Genomic DNA, 18,736 nt, shown 5'->3' on the forward strand with positions numbered 1-18,736 from the left:
AAACAACAACTAAATCGTTTGAGTTTATAAGTTTTTATAAAAATAAACGATATGTTTTTCAATATGCTTAAATTTGTGTTCCCTTTCAAGGTAAATAATTAGTAGATAACAAATAAATTAGCACATATAATGAGTATTATTATTAAAGTACACGCAAGACAAATTTTGGATTCAAGAGGTAATCCTACAATTGAAGTAGATGTAGTAACAGAAAACGGCGTTCTTGGTCGTGCAGCGGTTCCAAGTGGAGCCTCTACAGGAGAACATGAAGCGGTGGAACTTCGTGATGGTGGAAAAGCCTACATGGGAAAAGGAGTTCTAAAAGCAGTTGAAAATGTAAATACAAAAATCGCTCCCGAATTATTAGGAGTTTCTGTTTTTGAACAAAATCATATCGATCAATTAATGATTGATCTAGATGGAACTGCTAACAAAGGTAATTTGGGTGCAAATGCTATTCTTGGCGTTTCTTTGGCTGCTGCCAAAGCTGCTGCTAACGAATTAGGATTGCCTTTATACCGTTACGTTGGTGGTGTTTCTGCTAATACCTTGCCTGTTCCAATGATGAATATCATTAATGGTGGTTCCCATTCGGATGCGCCTATTGCTTTTCAAGAGTTTATGATTATGCCAGTAAAAGCAACTTCATTCACCCATGCCATGCAAATGGGAACGGAGATTTTCCATAACTTGAAAAAAGTGTTACACGATAGAGGTCTTTCAACTGCAGTTGGTGATGAAGGTGGTTTTGCACCAAACCTTGCTGGTGGAACGGAAGACGCTATTGAAACAATCAAACTAGCTGTTGAAAATGCAGGTTATAAATTTGGTGACGAAATAATGATTGCTTTAGATTGTGCTGCTTCTGAATTTTATGTAGATGGTAAATACGATTACACAAAATTTGAAGGTCCAAACGGAAAAGTTAGAACTTCAAGAGAACAAGCGGAATACATGGCGGAACTGGCTACTAAATATCCAATTATTTCTATTGAAGATGGTATGCAAGAAAACGACTGGGATGGTTGGAAATATTTAACCGAATTAATTGGAGATAAAACACAATTAGTAGGAGACGATTTATTCGTAACCAATGTAGAGCGTTTATCAACCGGAATTGAAAAAGGAATTGCTAATTCAATTTTGGTTAAAGTGAACCAAATTGGTACTTTGACGGAAACTATTGCAGCAGTGAATATGGCTAAAAATGCTGGATATACCTCTGTAATGTCACATCGTTCAGGAGAAACAGAAGATAATACTATTGCCGATTTAGCAGTAGCGTTAAACTGTGGTCAAATAAAAACTGGTTCGGCTTCCCGTTCGGATCGTATGGCTAAATACAACCAATTGTTGCGTATTGAAGAAGAATTAGGCGATACTGCTTACTTTCCTGGATTGAATGCTTTTAAACAGAAATAAAAGTATTAAGATTTTAGTATTAAGTATTAAGATTTAAAAATTTTCAAATTGATAAGCCTCAAGAGTTTTAAACTTTTGAGGCTTTTTTAATATCTGATTAGGTTATTTTTTTATAAAAGTTAATTCAGTTGAATTAACTTCAATTATAAAATTGGAGTTATTGTTTGAAATAGTGTCTATTTTAGACAAATTATTTTCAAAAATAGTGATTAATTCTCTGTTTGAAATATTTCCTAAATTAATTTTGATTAATTTTTCAGGAGAATTTTTAATAAAAAAACTATCTCTAAAATCGGCATCTTTGGTAATTAATATATAATTATTCTCGTCAACGTATTTTGCAATTTCTGCATCTTTGGTATGCCACTTATCTAAAATATCATTTACATGAATACATTCAAAACCCAAAACTTGAATCGTTTTTACTAGTTAAAAAGAAATATGAACATCACAGAGAAATTTCATTAAGCAACACTTTGAATAGATTGTCCTGATAAATACATTTTAGCAAATTTCAGACACGCCATAATATCTTCTTTTTCTAGTTCTGGATGGTCTTCTAGAATTTCTTCATTAGACATTCCTGAACCAAGTAAGTCAATAATCATTTCTACAGTCCAGCGCATACCTCTTATAGATGGTTTGCCGTGAACTATTTCGGGGTTAATTGTAATTCTATCTAGAAGGTTCATTGTTTCTTATTTTATTCAAAATTACATTTTTTATTAATAAGATTTAATATTCATTAAATAAAATATTTTGGATTTACCATTTTCTTCATTCAAATTCTAATCGTAATCCATCAAATTCTAATTTACTTATTTTTTACAAAAAGGAAGTAGTACATTTGAATATCAATTTTCAAATAGATGAAACTAAAACTTTTTTTGTTTTTCGTAATACTAAATTTTTCTTTTGCTCATTCGCAGAGTAAAACCATAGATAGTTTACTTTTGGTAGCCCGCCAAACTAAAAATGATATTGATAGAGCCAAAACTTGGAACGCAATTGCCGATGAGTACAAAACATCCAACCCCAAACAAATGTTGGATTATGCCACCAAAGCATTAGAATTATCTACTAAAATTAACTTTCCAATTGCTCAAGGTAATGCCTATCTTAATCTTGGAAATTACAATATTATTTCGGGGAATTATCCTAAAGCATTATCCTATTTTGCTAAAGTACAACAACTTTTTGAAAAAGAATCTAGTGCCGATTTAGACGTTAAAACAGGTTTGGCTTCCCGTTCGGATCGTATGGCTAAATACAACCAATTGTTGCGTATTGAAGAAGAATTAGGCGATACCGCTTACTTCCCTGGATTGAACGCTTTTAAACAGAAATAAAAGTATTAAGATTTAAAAATTTTACAATTTAATAAGCCTCAAGAGTTTTAAACTTTTGAGGCTTATTATTTTTATCTAATTTATTTTTGCAACATTAATTAAAAAGATCTGATATTAGTAGAATCAATTCACCAACTTAGTTACAACAAAAGCCAGTATATACTAATCTTGCACTTTTTATATAAACATTAACGAAATCGTTAGAAATTTTCTTTTATAATTCATTTAGAATTCCATATTTTTGTTAAATTAAAATTTATCAGACTTAATTTCCAAATATATCATGTCAAAAACAGCAATTTTAGAGTACGAAGGCAAAAAATACGAGTTCCCAATAATTATCGGAACTGAAAATGAACCTGCTATCGACATCAACAAACTACGCGATTTAACAGGTGCTATCACTCTAGATCCAGGATACAAAAACTCTGGTTCTTGCGAAAGCAAAATAACCTTCCTAGATGGGGAAGAAGGAATTCTTCGTTACAGAGGTTATGCTATTGAAGATCTAGCAGACAAAGCCGATTTCTTAGAAGTTTCCTACTTAGTGATTTTTGGAGAATTGCCAACTAAAGAACAATTAGCACAGTTTGAAAACGACATCCGTAAATACACGCTTGTTAATGAAGAAATGAAAAACATCATTGATGGTTTTCCAAAAACAGCCCACCCAATGGGAGTTTTGGCTTCGTTAACTTCTGCATTAACTGCGTTTAATCCAAAAGTAGTAAACGTAGATAACGAGAAAGAAATGTATGAGGCCGTTTGTAAAACAATGGGTAAATTTCTTGTTATTGCAACTTGGACCTATAGAAAAATGATGGGTTTCCCATTAAATTATTACGATAATACGAAAGGATATGTAGAGAACTTCATGCGCTTAATGTTTGAATTACCTACAGGACCTTACGCAAAAAATCAAGTTATAATTGACGCTTTAGATAAATTATTCATCCTTCATGCCGATCACGAACAAAACTGTTCAACTTCTACAGTACGAATTGTTGGTTCCTCTCATGCTGGATTATTCGCTTCAATTTCTGCAGGAGTTTCTGCACTTTGGGGACCACTTCATGGTGGAGCAAACCAAGCAGTACTTGAAATGCTAGAAGCCATCCAAAAAGATGGGGGTGATGCCGATAAATACATGGCGAAAGCAAAAGACAAAGACGATCCGTTCCGTTTAATGGGATTCGGACATAGAGTTTATAAAAATTTCGACCCAAGAGCAAAAATCATTAAAAAAGCAGCCGATGAAGTTTTAAGAACTTTAGGTGTTGATGATCCAATTCTTCAAATTGCTAAAAAATTAGAAGAAGCCGCTTTAGTTGACGATTATTTTGTTTCCAGAAAATTATATCCAAATGTAGATTTCTATTCGGGTATTATTTACCGTGCTTTAGGAATTCCAACGGAAATGTTTACCGTAATGTTTGCTATCGGCCGTTTACCAGGTTGGATTGCACAATGGAAAGAAATGCGTATCAACAAAGAGCCAATAGGAAGACCGAGACAAGTTTATGTTGGATATCCATTGAGAGATTTTGTTGCAATGGACAAAAGATAAATAAAAAAAGTGTTTCATTTGAAACACTTTTTTTGTAAATTTGATTTAAATAAATAAAAAAGATGACATTTACAGAAAAAAAAGTGGAATTAGTGGAATTACTTTTACTTTCTAAAGATATTTCTGTTTTAGATAAAATTGAACAATTATTAAGAGGAGAAATTTTTAAAGAAAATAATTATTCAGTTGAAAGTATTAATTTATTCAACAAAAAATTAGCTAAGTCGGAAGAAGATTTATTGAATCGAAATGTAATATCTCAAAAAGAATTAAAAAGAAAATATAAAATTTTGTAAATGTTTAATTTAAATGTAATCTGGACTTTTGAAGCAGAAAAGGATTTAGATGAAATTTATGAATTTTATTTGCAAGTTTCCGATAAAATAGCATTAAAAATTATTTCTGAAATAATTTTAGAAACTGATAAAATAGTTTTTTTAGAAGAATTTCAAGTTGATGAAATTAATTCAAATTATAGAAGAATTTTTGTTAGACATTTTAAAATTGTATACAGAGTTGTTACTAATGAAATCGTAATTTTTGGAGTTTTTGATAGCCGACAAAATCCTGAAAAGTTAAGGAAAATGAATAAATAAAAGGTATTTATATTTGTAATAAAACGGATATGAAATTTTGAAGAGAATCAACTAAATGTTTGTAATTAAAAAACTTTAAATACTTATAACAAAAGCTTCGCTATTCAGCGGAGCTTTTTTATATTTGCCAAGTGCCAAAAGCAAAATATATGTTACAATTAAATGTAAAAAACGAGACTTCAAGATTAAGAGCAGTGGTCTTAGGATCTGCTGTAGATAACGGTCCAACTCCAACTGCTGAAGAAGCCTACGATCCAAAATCCTTAGAACACATTCTCGCAGGAACCTATCCTGTAGAAGCTGACATGGTTAATGAGATGGAAGCCTTCAATAAGGTTTTCCAAAAATACGATGTAAAAGTATTTCGTCCAGAAAGGATTGAAAACTATAATCAAATTTTCACTCGCGATATCGGATTTGTAATTGATGATACGTTCATCAAAGCCAATATCTTGCCCGATAGAGAACGAGAATTAGATGCAATTCAATATGTTTTAGATCAAATAAATCCCGCTAAAATTGTTCGTCCTCCAGAAGAAGTACATATTGAAGGTGGCGATGTGATGCTTTGGAATGACTATATTTTTATAGGAACCTATAAAGGATCGGATTATAAAGACTATATCACTGCCCGAACCAATATGGCTGGGGTAAATTATATCAAAGAATTGTTTCCTAACAAAATTGTAAAAGAATTTGACCTAGTGAAATCTAAAATGGAAGCACGTGATAATGCCTTGCATCTCGATTGTTGCTTTCAACCCGTTGGCGATAATAAAGGAATTATTTACAAAAGTGGTTTCCGTGAAGAAGCAGATTACCGCTATTTGGTAAAGCTTTTCGGAAAAGAAAATCTATTTCACATCACCCGTGAGGAAATGTACAATATGAATTCCAATGTGTTTTCCATCGCACCAAATGTTGTGGTTTCCGAAAAAAACTTCACAAGATTAAACACATGGCTTCGCGAACAAGGCTTTACTGTAGAAGAGATTCCTTATGCCGAAATAGCAAAACAAGAGGGTTTGTTACGTTGCTCAACTCTTCCTTTAATAAGAGATTAAACTTTATTTTTTTATAGAAATATTCACTATATTTGATATTCAAATCGAATTAAAATGGAAGCAGTAACTTCAAAAACAGAACTTATGGATTGGATTTCAAAATTGGAAGACAAGGAAGTTTTATTGGAATTAGAAAACATTAAACGAAAGGCTACTTTTGATTTTGAGGAAGAATTTAAAAAAGGAATTTCGGGAGAAGAACTAAAAAGAAGATTATCCGAACGCTTAAAATCGTTGCCGTGGAAAAAATAAAAATAGTTTATCTTCCAAAAGTAGAAAACTATTTATTTGATTTAGTTTTAGTTCTTTTCAACAAAGATTATTTCTCTTACATTGAAAATGCTGAAGAATATAAAGATAAAATAATTGATTTTATTGAAGAAAATATTGCAAATTTTCCATCTAAGAAAACGCCAATAGAACTTCAAAATATTGGAACTAATTATATTTTCTACAAAAGTAATTCCCGAACAACTTGGTATGTTTTTTTTGAATATAAAAAATCGAATTATTTAATAACCCATATTATAAACAACCATTGCGAAGAGGCAAAGTGGTTATAAAACAAACCAAACAAAAATGAACCAAACCACCAATTCTATTTTAATGATTCGCCCAGTGGCGTTTCGAATGAACGAACAAACAGCCGTAAACAACTACTACCAAAAGGTTCTGGACGGATTAACACCAGAAAATGTAAACACCAAAGCACAAGAAGAGTTTGATGCTTTTGTAAAAAAACTTCGAATGGTAGGCGTTGACGTAAACGTGGTAGAAGATACCGCAAGTCCAGATACTCCCGATAGTATTTTTCCTAACAATTGGATTTCTTTCCATGAGAATGGCGATGTGGTTTTGTACCCAATGTTTGCCGAAAACCGACGTGCTGAACGAAGAGAAGACATCCTAGACATCTTGGAAGATAACGGTTTCGAGATTAACGAAGGAATCATGGACTATACAGCCGCAGAAGAAGATGGTTTTTACCTTGAAGGAACTGGAAGTATAGTGTTAGACCGCGAAAACGGAAAAGCCTATTGCGCCCTTTCTCCTCGTGCTGACGAAGAATTGTTTATCGAATTCTGCGAAGATTTTGATTTAAATCCCATAATTTTTGAAGCCTACCAAACCGTTGATGGCGAACGAAAATTAATTTACCATACCAACGTAATGATGTGCATTGGAGATACTTTTGCCGTGATTTGCGCCGATTGTATTGACGACAAAAAAGAGCGCAAAATGGTTCTGGACAGTTTGAAATCCGACGAAAAAGAAATCATTTTGATTACCGAAGCCCAAATGAACAACTTTGCTGGAAACATGCTGGAAGTTTTGGGGTCAGACGATCGTCGCTATTTAGTCATGAGTTCCTCAGCCTACAACTCATTAACTAAAAAACAAATAGCACAACTAGAAGAGCATATTACCATTTTGCATTCTAGTTTAGACACCATCGAAGCCTGCGGAGGTGGAAGTGCCCGTTGCATGATGGCAGAGATTTTCTTGCCAAAGAATTAGAAATAAAATCCCAATAGAAAAATTCCAAATTCCAATTTTTATAAGTTGAAATTTGGAATTTTCTATTTGCACCAAAATCTCCCATCTCCCATCTCCCATCTTCCAACTTCCAACTTCCAACTTCCCTCTCCCATCTCCCATCTCCCATCTCCCAACTTCCAACTTCCAACTCCCATCTCCCAACTTCCCTCTCCCAACTTTGTATCAATTTTTTCCGTACTTTTGCACCATGAAAAATAAGAAAACACTCGTACTTGGCGCCTCCACCAAACCAGAAAGGTATGCTTTTAAAGCAATAACTATGTTGGTTGAAAAAGGGCATTCGGTGCTTGCAATAGGCCAAAACCAAGGGGAAGTTGCCGGAATTTCCATACGAACTAAAAACATACCCCTAAAAAATATCGATACCGTTAGTTTGTATTTAAACCCTTTGCGTCAGCGCGAATACTACAATTACATCATCGAAACAAAACCAAAACGGGTTATTTTCAATCCCGGAACCGAAAATCCGGAGTTTTACCAACTGTTAAAATCCAATAATATTAAGGTTGAAGAAGCCTGCACCTTGGTTTTATTAACTACCAATCAATATTAATTTTATAAGAAGCGAATGGTTTGGGCTTTTTCGATTAAGGCAATTCCCGCTTTCCGTTACAATCTGTCATTGCGAGCTTGCGAAGCAATCTCACAATGCCAGGATTTTCACTGCAATCGGGGCTAAAAACCAAACATAAAGAGTGAAAATAAAAGTTCAAAACAACCCAATCTTAATGAACTTAAATCTCTTAATGGTTTAAAAAAAATAAGTAGCAATTGTTTTAAAACCTTGTTTCTGAAGTAGCAGGTTTACTAATCAATAACAATCCTAAAAAGGTTATTAATCCGTTTACAATAATAAGTTCATTGTCAATTACGTATTTCCCTAAAAGCAATTCCGAATTTTGAGTAATCAAAAAACAAATTGCAGGAGAAACCAAGCAAACAATGGGCACCAATTTATCGTGCACCGTTTTCGATTTCATAAACAATCCAAAACCATACAATCCCAAGAGTGGACCATAGGTATAGGTTGCAATTTTAAAAACCATTTTTACCACCGAATCATCATTAATAGCGTTGAAAACAATAATCACCAAAAACATCAAAATCGAAAATCCAACATGAACAAAATGTCTTGTTCTAACTAATTTTTGTTCCTTTCTTTCCATTGCCTCCTTGGAATTTGGATTTTCACTATTTGGAATTTCCTTTATTTTGTCCATCCCAAGAAAATCCACACAAAACGAAGTCGTTAATGCCGTTAAAGCACTGTCCGTTGTAGCAAAAGTAGCTGCGGTCAATCCCAATAAAAAAACTATCGTCGGAATACTACTTAAATGGTGAATTGCAATTTCTGGAAAAAGTAAATCCGTTCTAGCAACCCCATTCACTTGCGGAACCGCGATGCCATTCTTTTCGGCATAAATATAAAGTAAGGCACCCACACTTAAAAAGAAGATGTTAATCAAAACAAAAATTCCTGTAAAAGTGAACATGTTTTTTTGTGCTTCGCCAATATTTTTGCAACTTAAATTCTTCTGCATTAAATCTTGATCCAATCCAACGGTAGCAATAGTTACAAATATTCCACCCAAAATTTGCTTCCAAAAATAAGTCCCTTTTAAATAATCTTCAAAGAAAAATACCTTCGAATAGTTACTGTTTTTTACTTGCTCAAAAGCCTCAACCACATCAAAATTCAAACTTCTGCAAATAAAGAATATCGTTAAAAACACAGAAGATATTAAGAAAAAAGTTTGCAAGGTATCCGTAATGATAATCGTTTTCAAACCACCTCGGTAGGTGTAAGCAAAAATCAACCCAAGGGAAACCAAAACCGTCATCGCAAACGGAACGTGAAAGGCATCGAAAACGTATCTTTGCAATACAAAAACCACCAAATACAATCGAAATGCCGAACCAATAGTTCGTCCAATCAAGAAAATACTAGCAGCAGTTTTATAACTTGTCACGCCCAAACGTTGTTCAATATAACCATAAATAGAGGTTAAATTCATTCGGTAATAAAGTGGCAGTAAAACCTTGGCAACAATAATAAAACCAATGGCACAGCCCAATACAAACTGAAAATATTTAAATTGCAAATCGGGATTTCCAACTTCTCCAGGAACCGAAATAAAAGTAATACCCGAAATCGCAGTTCCAATCATTCCAAAAGCAACTAAATACCATTTGGAATTTTTATTTGCCTTGAAAAAAGTATCGTTATCCGAACTTTTCCTACTTACCATAGAGGATATAAAAATTAATAATCCGAAATAAATTACAATAAGGGCTAATATCGCTAGTGGAGACATAAGTAGTTTTTTGGTTGTGCTAAAATAGTAAAAAAGATGGAAGTTCGAAGTTGGGAGTGAGAAGAATGTTGCTAATAGCATTTTTGTTTTCAATTTAGGTAATCTTCCATCTTCCATCTTCCAACTTTATTTTTTACTTTTGCCCCATGGAATTTTCTTCAAAACTATTAGAAAAAGCAGTCAACGAAATGGCGCAGTTACCCGGAATTGGTAAGCGAACCGCCCTTCGATTGGTTTTGCATTTATTAAAACAACCTGTAGAGCAAACGCAATATTTGTCGCAAGCATTAACAACTATGCGGGAAGAAGTGAAGTTTTGTAAAAATTGCCACAATATTTCCGATGTGGAAGTATGCGAAATTTGTTCCAATGCTTCTCGTAACCACGCCATAATTTGTGTTGTTGAGGACATTCGCGATGTAATGGCAATTGAAAATACCAACCAATTTAAAGGTGTTTACCACGTTCTTGGTGGAAAAATATCTCCAATAGATGGCGTTGGCCCAAGTCAGTTAAATATTACTACTTTGGTAGATAAAGTACAAACGGGCAAAGTGGAAGAAATTATATTCGCTTTAAGCTCTACTATGGAAGGCGATACTACCAATTTTTACCTTTACAAACAACTCAAAAACTTCGAAATTAAAACCTCTACCATTGCACGCGGAATAGCCGTTGGCGACGAATTGGAATATGCCGATGAAGTGACTTTAGGGAGAAGTATTGTGCAAAGGGTTCCGTTTGAAAATTCCCTAAAAAATATTTAAACAATATTCTATTGCAACTTTTTTGTATTTAAATTTGAAAAACTATCTTTGTTTGCTAAATTAGTTTTAAGAATGAATAATCGAATACTGTACTTATTGTTTTTTGTTGGAGTAATAGTTACTTCTTGTGTGCCAACGCAGGATTTAATTTATCTTCAAAAAAAAGGTACTACTACCGAAAACGCGATTAATCCTGTTGCTTCAAAACCATATAGATTACAAACCAACGATATTTTGAGCCTAACTGTTAAAGCTATTGATCCAAAATTAGTTGAGATATTTAATAGTGATGCTACAACCCAAACCGCTATTTCCGATCAATTATTATATTTAAAGGGATACTCCATTGACGACCATGGAAATATTAGAATGCCAATTCTTGGAGAAGTTAACGTATTAGGCTACACCATTGAAGAAGCAAGACAAAAAATAGAAATGTTATTGCTTAAAGACCACTTTAAAAAAGAAGCAGGAATTTATGTGAATGTTAAACTATCTGGTTTTCGATATACTGTCAACGGAGAGGTTGGAACTACAGGGAGCAAAATTCTATACCAAGATAAAGTGACCATATTAGAAGCTATTGCTAATTCTGGAGATATTACCATCATTGGCGATAGAAAAGATGTAAAAGTAATTCGTCAGTTTCCGCAAGGAACCGAAACTTTTAGCATTGATTTAACGGATTCTAGGGCTATGCAATCGCCATGTTATTATTTGCAACCTAACGATTATATATATGTAAAACCTCTCAAACAAAAATCTTGGGGAACAGGAAAAACGGGTATAGAGTCATTAGGAACCATCATTACTATATTATCCTTAGCAACCACCACATTTTTACTACTTAAATAAACCACAAATTAATGTTAGACATTAAAGATTTTTCTTTTTTTGAAAACCAAAACAGCTTTGATTTTAAAGGTTTCTTAATCAAAATAGGAGGCTATTGGAAATGGTTTGTTTTTGGGTTGGTGTTTTGTTTAATAGTTGCCCACCAGATTAATATTCGCAAACAAAAGATCTATTCCCTTGAAACTACAATTGCTATTAAGGAGCAAGATAATCCGTTGTTTACTTCAAATACTAGTTTGGTCTTTAATTGGGGAGGAAGCTCAGATCAGGTGCAAAATATTGCAACCACTATTAAGTCGCGTTCTCATAATGAAATTGTGGTAGATAAATTACAGTTTTATGTAGAATATTTGCAGCAGAAAAAATATTTTATAGAAGATGTTTATGGAAACACTCCATTTTCAGTTGCTATAGATAAGTCTAAAAATCAATTGTTTGACGTTCCGGTAACTATTAAATTTCTTTCTAAAACCGAATATGAAATTACAATAAATGCGAATTCGAATTCGTTAGCGGTAATTAATTATTTGGAAAATTCCAAAAATGCGGTTTCTGTTGTAGATTCTAAAATCGTTAAAAGATTTAAAGTTGGGCAACAAGTAAATTTGCCATTTTTAAATTGGGTTTTGAATATAAAAGGCAATCCGGGAGATTATGTAGGAAGCGAGTATATGGTTTCTTTTAGTTCTTTTGATGAAGTAGTTTCTAAATATAAAAATATAAAAATTACTATAGATGAAAAAGCACCATCTATCATGAAATTATCTTTAGATGGTGCAAATAAAGCTAGGATTGTAGATTATCTTAACGAAACTGTAAAGACGCTTATTAAAAAACAATTAGATAATAAAAATTTATTTGCCGAAAATACCATAAAATACATTGATACTACCTTGCAGATTATGGAAGGAGATTTAAAAAAGGCCAATATTGATTTAAAAGAATTTAGCAAAAATAAAAACATCTCCCAAATTGAAAATGGAGGAGAAATATTTCAAAATCAAATTCAAGATTTAGATAAAACAAATAATGAGGTAACTCGCAAATTAAATTACTACACTACTCTTAATAATTATTTAAAAAAGAGTACCGATTTTTCTAAACTTCCAGCGCCATCAGTAGCGGGTATTGAAGATCCTAATATTGTTTTTAATGTTACTAAATTGGTGGAGCTTTCCGTAAGAAGATCCGAAATGGTGTATTCGGTTAAAAGTGAAGTAATGTTTAATAATATTGATAATGAAATAGCCTCTGTAAAAAGAGTTTTATTAGAAAATATTAATTCTGCCAAAGCTGCTATTCAGTTGGATGCCTCCCAAGTTAAAAGTAAAATTAGTCAAGTAGAAGGTCAAATCATGACCCTTCCTGAAGAGAAACAAGAGTACATTAAAATCATGCGAAAATATGATTTAAGTAATGGTATTTACGAAACCTATCTTGCAAAAAGAAGTGAAGCTCAAATTGTTAAAGCGGCCAATTTATCCGATATTCAGTTTATCGATCCTGCCAAAGATATTGGCGAAGGATTAATAGGCCCACGCACAAGTGTGAATTACGTATTAGCTATTTTTGTAGGATTATTTGGACCATTGGTAATAATATTCTTATTGTTTTTTATCAATAATTCCATTCAAAATACCGAGGATGTTTCTAGATTAACTAACCTTCCATTATTAGGTGTAATAGGAGTTAAAAATACAGAAAGTAATTTAGCTGTTTTTGAAAAACCAAAATCGGCCTTATCAGAATCCTTTAGAGCGATTAGATCGTCTTTGCAATTTTTATATAAAAAGCAATCGGTCACGGGAACTAAAACCTTAATGCTTACCTCTTCGGTGAGTGGGGAAGGAAAAACCTTTTGTTGTATCAATATCGCTACCGTATTTGCTTTAAGCGAAAAGAAAACGGTTATTGTAGGATTAGACTTACGAAAACCAAAAATATTTGATGATTTTAATTTGGATAATAAAGTAGGAATTGTTGATTACTTAATAGGAAGTAAAACCCTTGCAGAAGTAACCCAATCCTCTGTTATTCCGTATTTAGATGTAATTACATCCGGGCCTATTCCTCCAAATCCTTCCGAACTTATTATGGGAGAATCCATGAAAGAATTTATGGCCGAATTAAAGAAAAAATACGATTATATTATTCTAGATACCCCGCCGGTTGGTTTAGTAACCGATGCTGTAGAACTTTCAATGTTTGCCGATGTAACGCTGTATATTATGCGTCAAAATTTTACCAAAAAAGAAATGGTAACCTTGCTTAACAATAGAGTAAAACGCGAAGAGCTTGTGAATGTAAGTATTGTTCTAAACGGATTTGAAAACAAAGCAAAATATGGTTATGGACATGCCTATGGTTATGGTTACGGGGCTTATGCTAATGGATATCATGAAGAAGAAGAATCGCAAAATAGTTTGAAGAAACTATTCCAAAAAATAAAAAAAATGTTTGCTAATAATAGCAATTAAAAATGAAAATACTAATCACTGGTGGAGCAGGATTTATTGGATCTAACTTGTGCGAATATTTTTTAGCACAAGGAAAAGAAGTGGTCTGTTTGGATAATTTTTCAACAGGGCATCGGCATAATATTGCACCTTTTTTATCCAATGAAAAATTCTCTTTGATTGAAGGAGATATTCGCAACTTAGAAGATTGTAAATTGGCAGTAACTGGTGTCGATTATGTATTGCATGAAGCAGCTTTGGGCTCGGTGCCACGTTCTATAAGTGATCCAATTACTACGAATGAGGTGAACGTTTCCGGGTTTCTAAATATGTTGACTGCCGCGAGAGATGCAGGTGTAAAACGATTTGTTTATGCTGCTAGTTCTTCGACTTATGGCGATTCAGAAGCACTTCCAAAAGTAGAAGAGAACATCGGGAAACCATTGTCGCCTTATGCTATTACGAAATATGTAAACGAATTATATGCGGAGATTTTCAGTAAAATATATGGTTTGGAAACTATTGGGTTGCGTTATTTTAATGTTTTTGGAAGAAAACAAGATCCTAACGGAGCCTATGCAGCGGTTATTCCTAAATTTGTAATGCAATTCATGAAAGGCGAAAGCCCTATAATTCATGGTGACGGAATGTATTCTAGAGATTTCACCTATATTGATAATGTGATTCAAATGAATGAATTGGCGATGACTACTCAAAATCCGTTGGCGATAAATACCGTTTACAATACGGCCTTTGGTGACCGAACCACTTTAAACGATATGGTGTTGTATTTAAAAAAATACCTTTCGGAATTGGACAGTTCCATTGCAGATATAGAAATTATTCACGGACCCAACAGAGCAGGGGATATCCCACATTCGTTGGCAAGTATAGAAAAAGCAAAAAACAATTTAAACTATAATCCTAAGTATTCATTTCAGGATGGCTTGAAAGAGGCCGTGCAATGGTATTGGGAAAATTTAAAATAAATTAGAATGAAAATTACAAACATTTGTTGTATTGGTGCTGGATATGTTGGAGGACCAACCATGGCAGTTATCGCCCAAAAATGTCCACATATAAAAGTGACTGTTGTCGATTTGAACGAACAACGAATTGCCAAATGGAACGATGCCGATGTAGATAATATTCCGGTTTACGAACCAGGATTGGGAGCTATCGTTGCACAATCAAGAGGTAAAAATCTATTCTTTTCGACGGAGGTGGATAAAGCAATTGCCGATGCGCAACTAATTTTTATTTCGGTAAATACGCCAACGAAAACCTATGGTTCTGGAAAAGGAATGGCTGCCGATTTAAAATATATTGAACTTTGTGCAAGACAAATTGCCCGAGTTTCTAAAGACAATAAAATTGTTGTAGAAAAATCTACTTTGCCAGTAAGAACTGCAGAAGCAATAAAAAATATTTTAGATAATACTGGAAACGGGGTGCAATTTCAAATTTTATCCAATCCAGAATTTCTTGCAGAAGGTACTGCTGTAGAAGATTTATTAAGTCCGGATAGGGTTTTAATTGGAGGCGATACTACTCCCGAAGGACAAAATGCCATTCAATGTTTGGTGGATGTTTATGCCAACTGGGTTCCTAAAGAGCGGATATTAACTACTAATATTTGGTCTTCCGAATTGTCTAAATTAACTGCTAATGCATTTTTAGCACAACGTGTTTCTTCTATCAATGCTATGTCAGAATTGTGTGAAAAAACAGGTGCCGATGTAAATGAAGTAGCCAAAGCAATTGGAATGGATAGTAGAATTGGACCTAAATTCTTAAAAGCATCTGTAGGTTTTGGAGGTTCTTGTTTTCAAAAAGATATTTTGAATTTAGTTTATATTTCAAAATCGTTTGGTTTGCACGAAGTTGCTGATTATTGGGAACAAGTGATTATCATGAACGACCACCAAAAAAGACGTTTTTCTAAGAATATAGTAAGTACACTTTACAATACCATTTCCGATAAGAAAATTGCATTTTTAGGTTGGGCATTTAAAAAAGACACCAACGATACGAGAGAATCTCCTGCAATTTATGTTGCCGATGATTTGATAAACGAACAAGCAAAAATCTCCGTTTACGATCCTAAGGTAAATCATACACAAATTCTTTTCGATTTGAATTATCTAGAAACTAGAAGTGAAGAGCAAAATAGCAAACATATTTCCACTTGCGATAATGCTTACGATGCTTGTAATGGTGCCCATGCTATAGCTGTTCTAACCGAATGGGAGGAATTTAAAAATTACGATTGGCAAAAAATATACGATGGTATGCTAAAACCTGCTTTCGTTTTTGACGGAAGAAATGTTTTGGATGCTGCTAAATTGCGAGCAATTGGGTTTAATTACCAAGGAATAGGTTCTTAATAATATATTGGAGTAATCTCTTTTTAGATGGACATAAAAATTGGAATAATTGGTTTGGGATATGTTGGATTGCCTCTAGCACGGCTTTTTGCTACAAAATATTCGGTGGTAGGGTTTGACATTCAACAACAACGCGTGAACGAATTGAATTCTGGTTTGGATGTCACTTTAGAAGTAGATAAAGAGGTGTTGCAATCCGTATTAATTGATGCACCACTTTCTAAAATCGGACTTTATTGTTCCACCAGCATGCAGGATTTAACAGATTGTAACTATTATATTGTTACCGTTCCAACTCCTGTAGATAAGAACAATCGTCCTGATTTAACTGCATTGTATAAATCCAGTGAAACCGTTGGAAAGGTTTTGAAAAAAGGAAATATTGTAATTTACGAATCTACTGTGTATCCTGGATTAACCGAAGAAGAATGTGTTCCTGTTTTAGAAAAAGTAAGCGGATTGCAATTCAATGTTGATTTTTTTGCAGGATATTCTCCAGAACGAATCAACCCAGGCGATAAGGAACATACTGTAGATAAAATTTTAAAAATTACCGCAGGTTCCACCCCCGAAGCAGGAATTAAAGTAAACGAATTATATAAATCGGTGATTACCGCAGGCACGCACTTAGCTCCTTCGATAAAGGTTGCTGAAGCTGCCAAAGTAATTGAAAATTCGCAACGCGATATCAACATTGCTTTTGTAAATGAATTGGCTAAAATTTTTAATATTTTAGAAATTGATACCCAAGCCGTATTAGAAGCCGCTGGAACAAAATGGAATTTTTTAAATTTCAAACCTGGCCTAGTTGGTGGACATTGCATAGGCGTAGATCCGTATTATTTGGCTCAAAAAGCCCAAGAAGCAGGATACCATCCCGAGATTATTCTGGCAGGTAGAAGATTGAACGATAGTATGGGCGAATATGTTGCCTCCAGAATTGTTAAATTAATGATTAAAAAAGGAATTCCTGTTAATCATTCGAAATTGTTAATGCTTGGGATTACATTTAAAGAAAATTGTCCCGACGTTCGAAATACTAAAATAGTTGAGGTTATCAAATGTTTGAAAGATTACGGAATTGATGTGACTATTTACGATCCGTGGGCAAACCCGAAAGAAGTGTCACACGAGTACGATTTGATCACCACTAATTCATTACCAAAAGATGAATTTGATGCTATTGTTTTAGGGGTTTCCCATAAAGAATTTTTAAATTTAGATTTAAATCCTTTAAAGAAAACCAATGCCGTGGTGTATGATGTTAAAGGAGTATTGACCGGTGCTGTAGATGGTAAATTATAATTGATTTTTAGAATAAAGATATATAAAATAAAAAAATGAAAAAGATATTAATTACTGGAGGAGCAGGTTTTATTGGTTCTCATGTGGTGCGAAGATTTGTAACTAACTATCCTAATTATCAAATTTTTAATTTGGATGCTTTAACCTATGCCGGAAATCTAGAAAACATTACCGATATTCAAGATGCACCCAATTATACTTTTATAAAAGGAGATATTGTAGATGCTGATTTTATTAACGATTTATTTCAAGAACACCAATTTGAAGGCGTTTTGCATTTGGCAGCCGAATCACATGTAGATCGTTCTATTACCGATCCTTTAAGTTTTGTGCGTACCAATGTAATTGGAACTATGAATCTTTTAAACGCTGCTAAAACCATTTGGGCAGGTGCTATGGAAGGTAAACGATTCTATCATATTTCTACCGATGAGGTTTATGGTTCTTTAGGAGCAACTGGTTTGTTTACCGAAACGACACCATACGATCCGAATTCCCCATATTCCGCTTCTAAAGCAAGTTCTGATCATTTTGTGCGTGCTTACGGAGAAACTTATCGTTTGCCATATGTAATTACTAATTGTTCTAATAATTATGGTCCGAATCACTTTCCTGAAAAATTGATTCCGCTGTTTATTAATAATATTATCACCAAAAAACCATTACCAGTTTATGGTGACGGAAATTATACCCGTGATTGGCTTTTTGTAGAAGACCACGCCGTGGCAATTGATTTGGTTTTTCACGAAGGTAAAAATCATGAAACCTACAATATTGGAGGATTTAACGAATGGAAAAATATTGATTTGGTAAAATTACTTTGCCAACAAATGGACGAAAAATTAGGTCGTCAAGCAGGAGAATCCGCAGAGTTGATTACATATGTAAAAGACCGTCCTGGACATGATTTGCGTTATGCTATTGATGCGTCTAAAATAAATAAAGAATTGGGCTGGAAACCATCCGTAACTTTTGAAGAAGGATTAGAACGAACCATTGCTTGGTATTTATCTAATGACGTATGGCTTAAAAACGTTACTTCTGGTGCCTATGCTAAGTATTATGATAAGCAATACCAGTAATTCAACCAATA

Annotated in this window: 20 protein-coding genes and 1 pseudogene; 17 read left to right on the forward strand and 4 right to left on the reverse strand. The window is 33.6% G+C overall.

Annotated elements, in window-relative coordinates; all coding sequences use genetic code 11:
• Nucleotides 1-129: 129 nt before the first annotated feature.
• Nucleotides 130-1,422, forward strand: coding sequence for a phosphopyruvate hydratase (gene eno / locus ACIQ2J_RS02920; protein ID WP_396166485.1), 1,293 nt, complete (start codon nucleotides 130-132; stop codon nucleotides 1,420-1,422).
• 102 nt (nucleotides 1,423-1,524) lie between these two features.
• Here eno and ACIQ2J_RS02925 read toward each other — a convergent pair whose 3' ends face one another.
• Entirely contained in the window at nucleotides 1,525-1,839 is a 315-nt protein-coding gene (locus ACIQ2J_RS02925; protein ID WP_396166664.1) for a DUF5615 family PIN-like protein, read from the reverse strand.
• Nucleotides 1,840-1,886: 47 nt separating this feature from the next.
• Nucleotides 1,887-2,114 (reverse strand): DUF433 domain-containing protein, encoded by a 228-nt coding sequence (locus ACIQ2J_RS02930; RefSeq protein ID WP_396166486.1) that lies wholly within the window; start codon nucleotides 2,112-2,114, stop codon nucleotides 1,887-1,889.
• Between the two features lie 534 nt (nucleotides 2,115-2,648).
• Here ACIQ2J_RS02930 and ACIQ2J_RS02935 point away from each other — a divergent pair.
• From ACIQ2J_RS02935 to ctlX, 8 genes and pseudogenes are all read left to right on the forward strand, one after another.
• A pseudogene (locus ACIQ2J_RS02935) lies at nucleotides 2,649-2,771 on the forward strand (hypothetical protein); the annotation flags it as partial.
• Between the two features lie 283 nt (nucleotides 2,772-3,054).
• Complete coding sequence (locus tag ACIQ2J_RS02940; protein ID WP_396166488.1) at nucleotides 3,055-4,338, forward strand: citrate synthase; 1,284 nt, start codon at nucleotides 3,055-3,057, stop codon at nucleotides 4,336-4,338.
• 62 nt (nucleotides 4,339-4,400) lie between these two features.
• Nucleotides 4,401-4,634, forward strand: coding sequence for a hypothetical protein (locus tag ACIQ2J_RS02945; RefSeq protein ID WP_396166490.1), 234 nt, complete (start codon nucleotides 4,401-4,403; stop codon nucleotides 4,632-4,634).
• Nucleotides 4,635-4,934 (forward strand): type II toxin-antitoxin system RelE/ParE family toxin, encoded by a 300-nt coding sequence (locus ACIQ2J_RS02950; protein WP_396166492.1) that lies wholly within the window; start codon nucleotides 4,635-4,637, stop codon nucleotides 4,932-4,934.
• A 149-nt stretch (nucleotides 4,935-5,083) separates the two neighbouring features.
• Nucleotides 5,084-5,998 carry a dimethylarginine dimethylaminohydrolase family protein gene (locus tag ACIQ2J_RS02955; RefSeq protein WP_396166495.1) on the forward strand — a complete coding sequence of 305 codons (915 nt, stop codon included), beginning with the start codon at nucleotides 5,084-5,086 and terminating at the stop codon, nucleotides 5,996-5,998.
• A 54-nt stretch (nucleotides 5,999-6,052) separates the two neighbouring features.
• Nucleotides 6,053-6,250, forward strand: coding sequence for a hypothetical protein (locus tag ACIQ2J_RS02960; protein WP_396166497.1), 198 nt, complete (start codon nucleotides 6,053-6,055; stop codon nucleotides 6,248-6,250).
• On the forward strand, nucleotides 6,238-6,561 hold the full coding sequence (locus tag ACIQ2J_RS02965; RefSeq protein WP_396166500.1) for a hypothetical protein: 324 nt from the start codon (nucleotides 6,238-6,240) through the stop codon (nucleotides 6,559-6,561). The genes ACIQ2J_RS02960 and ACIQ2J_RS02965 overlap by 13 nt, the downstream gene beginning before the upstream one ends.
• 16 nt (nucleotides 6,562-6,577) lie before the next feature.
• Nucleotides 6,578-7,516, forward strand: a complete 939-nt coding sequence (gene ctlX / locus ACIQ2J_RS02970; RefSeq protein WP_396166503.1) for a citrulline utilization hydrolase CtlX — start codon at nucleotides 6,578-6,580, stop codon at nucleotides 7,514-7,516.
• A gap of 62 nt (nucleotides 7,517-7,578) precedes the next feature.
• Here ctlX and ACIQ2J_RS02975 read toward each other — a convergent pair whose 3' ends face one another.
• A complete protein-coding gene (locus ACIQ2J_RS02975) occupies nucleotides 7,579-7,713 on the reverse strand; it encodes a hypothetical protein (RefSeq protein ID WP_396166506.1) in 135 nt (44 codons plus the stop codon).
• A 32-nt stretch (nucleotides 7,714-7,745) separates the two neighbouring features.
• Between ACIQ2J_RS02975 and ACIQ2J_RS02980 the strand changes: the two genes are divergently transcribed.
• The gene (locus ACIQ2J_RS02980; protein WP_396166510.1) at nucleotides 7,746-8,111 is read left to right on the forward strand and encodes a CoA-binding protein; all 366 of its coding nucleotides are present in this window, start codon (nucleotides 7,746-7,748) and stop codon (nucleotides 8,109-8,111) included.
• 223 nt (nucleotides 8,112-8,334) lie between these two features.
• Here the strand turns inward: ACIQ2J_RS02980 and ACIQ2J_RS02985 are convergent, their stop codons facing one another.
• Nucleotides 8,335-9,873 (reverse strand): sodium:solute symporter, encoded by a 1,539-nt coding sequence (locus ACIQ2J_RS02985; RefSeq protein ID WP_396166513.1) that lies wholly within the window; start codon nucleotides 9,871-9,873, stop codon nucleotides 8,335-8,337.
• Nucleotides 9,874-10,019: 146 nt separating this feature from the next.
• Here ACIQ2J_RS02985 and recR point away from each other — a divergent pair, with 146 nt between their 5' ends.
• The 7 genes from recR (at nucleotide 10,020) to rfbB (ending at nucleotide 18,725) form a co-directional block, all read left to right on the forward strand.
• The gene (gene recR, locus ACIQ2J_RS02990) at nucleotides 10,020-10,640 is read left to right on the forward strand and encodes a recombination mediator RecR (RefSeq protein WP_396166515.1); all 621 of its coding nucleotides are present in this window, start codon (nucleotides 10,020-10,022) and stop codon (nucleotides 10,638-10,640) included.
• Between the two features lie 72 nt (nucleotides 10,641-10,712).
• A complete protein-coding gene (locus ACIQ2J_RS02995; protein WP_396166517.1) occupies nucleotides 10,713-11,495 on the forward strand; it encodes a polysaccharide biosynthesis/export family protein in 783 nt (260 codons plus the stop codon).
• Between the two features lie 11 nt (nucleotides 11,496-11,506).
• Complete coding sequence (locus tag ACIQ2J_RS03000) at nucleotides 11,507-13,972, forward strand: polysaccharide biosynthesis tyrosine autokinase (RefSeq protein ID WP_396166520.1); 2,466 nt, start codon at nucleotides 11,507-11,509, stop codon at nucleotides 13,970-13,972.
• A gap of 2 nt (nucleotides 13,973-13,974) precedes the next feature.
• Nucleotides 13,975-14,940 carry an SDR family oxidoreductase gene (locus ACIQ2J_RS03005; RefSeq protein ID WP_396166523.1) on the forward strand — a complete coding sequence of 322 codons (966 nt, stop codon included), beginning with the start codon at nucleotides 13,975-13,977 and terminating at the stop codon, nucleotides 14,938-14,940.
• 6 nt (nucleotides 14,941-14,946) lie between these two features.
• Nucleotides 14,947-16,338, forward strand: coding sequence for a UDP-glucose 6-dehydrogenase (locus ACIQ2J_RS03010; RefSeq protein WP_396166525.1), 1,392 nt, complete (start codon nucleotides 14,947-14,949; stop codon nucleotides 16,336-16,338).
• Nucleotides 16,339-16,365: 27 nt separating this feature from the next.
• Nucleotides 16,366-17,643, forward strand: a complete 1,278-nt coding sequence (locus ACIQ2J_RS03015) for a nucleotide sugar dehydrogenase (protein ID WP_396166527.1) — start codon at nucleotides 16,366-16,368, stop codon at nucleotides 17,641-17,643.
• A 35-nt stretch (nucleotides 17,644-17,678) separates the two neighbouring features.
• Nucleotides 17,679-18,725: a dTDP-glucose 4,6-dehydratase gene (rfbB, locus tag ACIQ2J_RS03020; protein WP_396166529.1), complete on the forward strand. Its 1,047-nt coding sequence runs from the start codon at nucleotides 17,679-17,681 to the stop codon at nucleotides 18,723-18,725.
• Nucleotides 18,726-18,736 lie beyond the last annotated feature (11 nt).

The organism is Flavobacterium sp., assembly GCF_044357305.1.
Lineage (GTDB): Bacteria > Bacteroidota > Bacteroidia > Flavobacteriales > Flavobacteriaceae > Flavobacterium.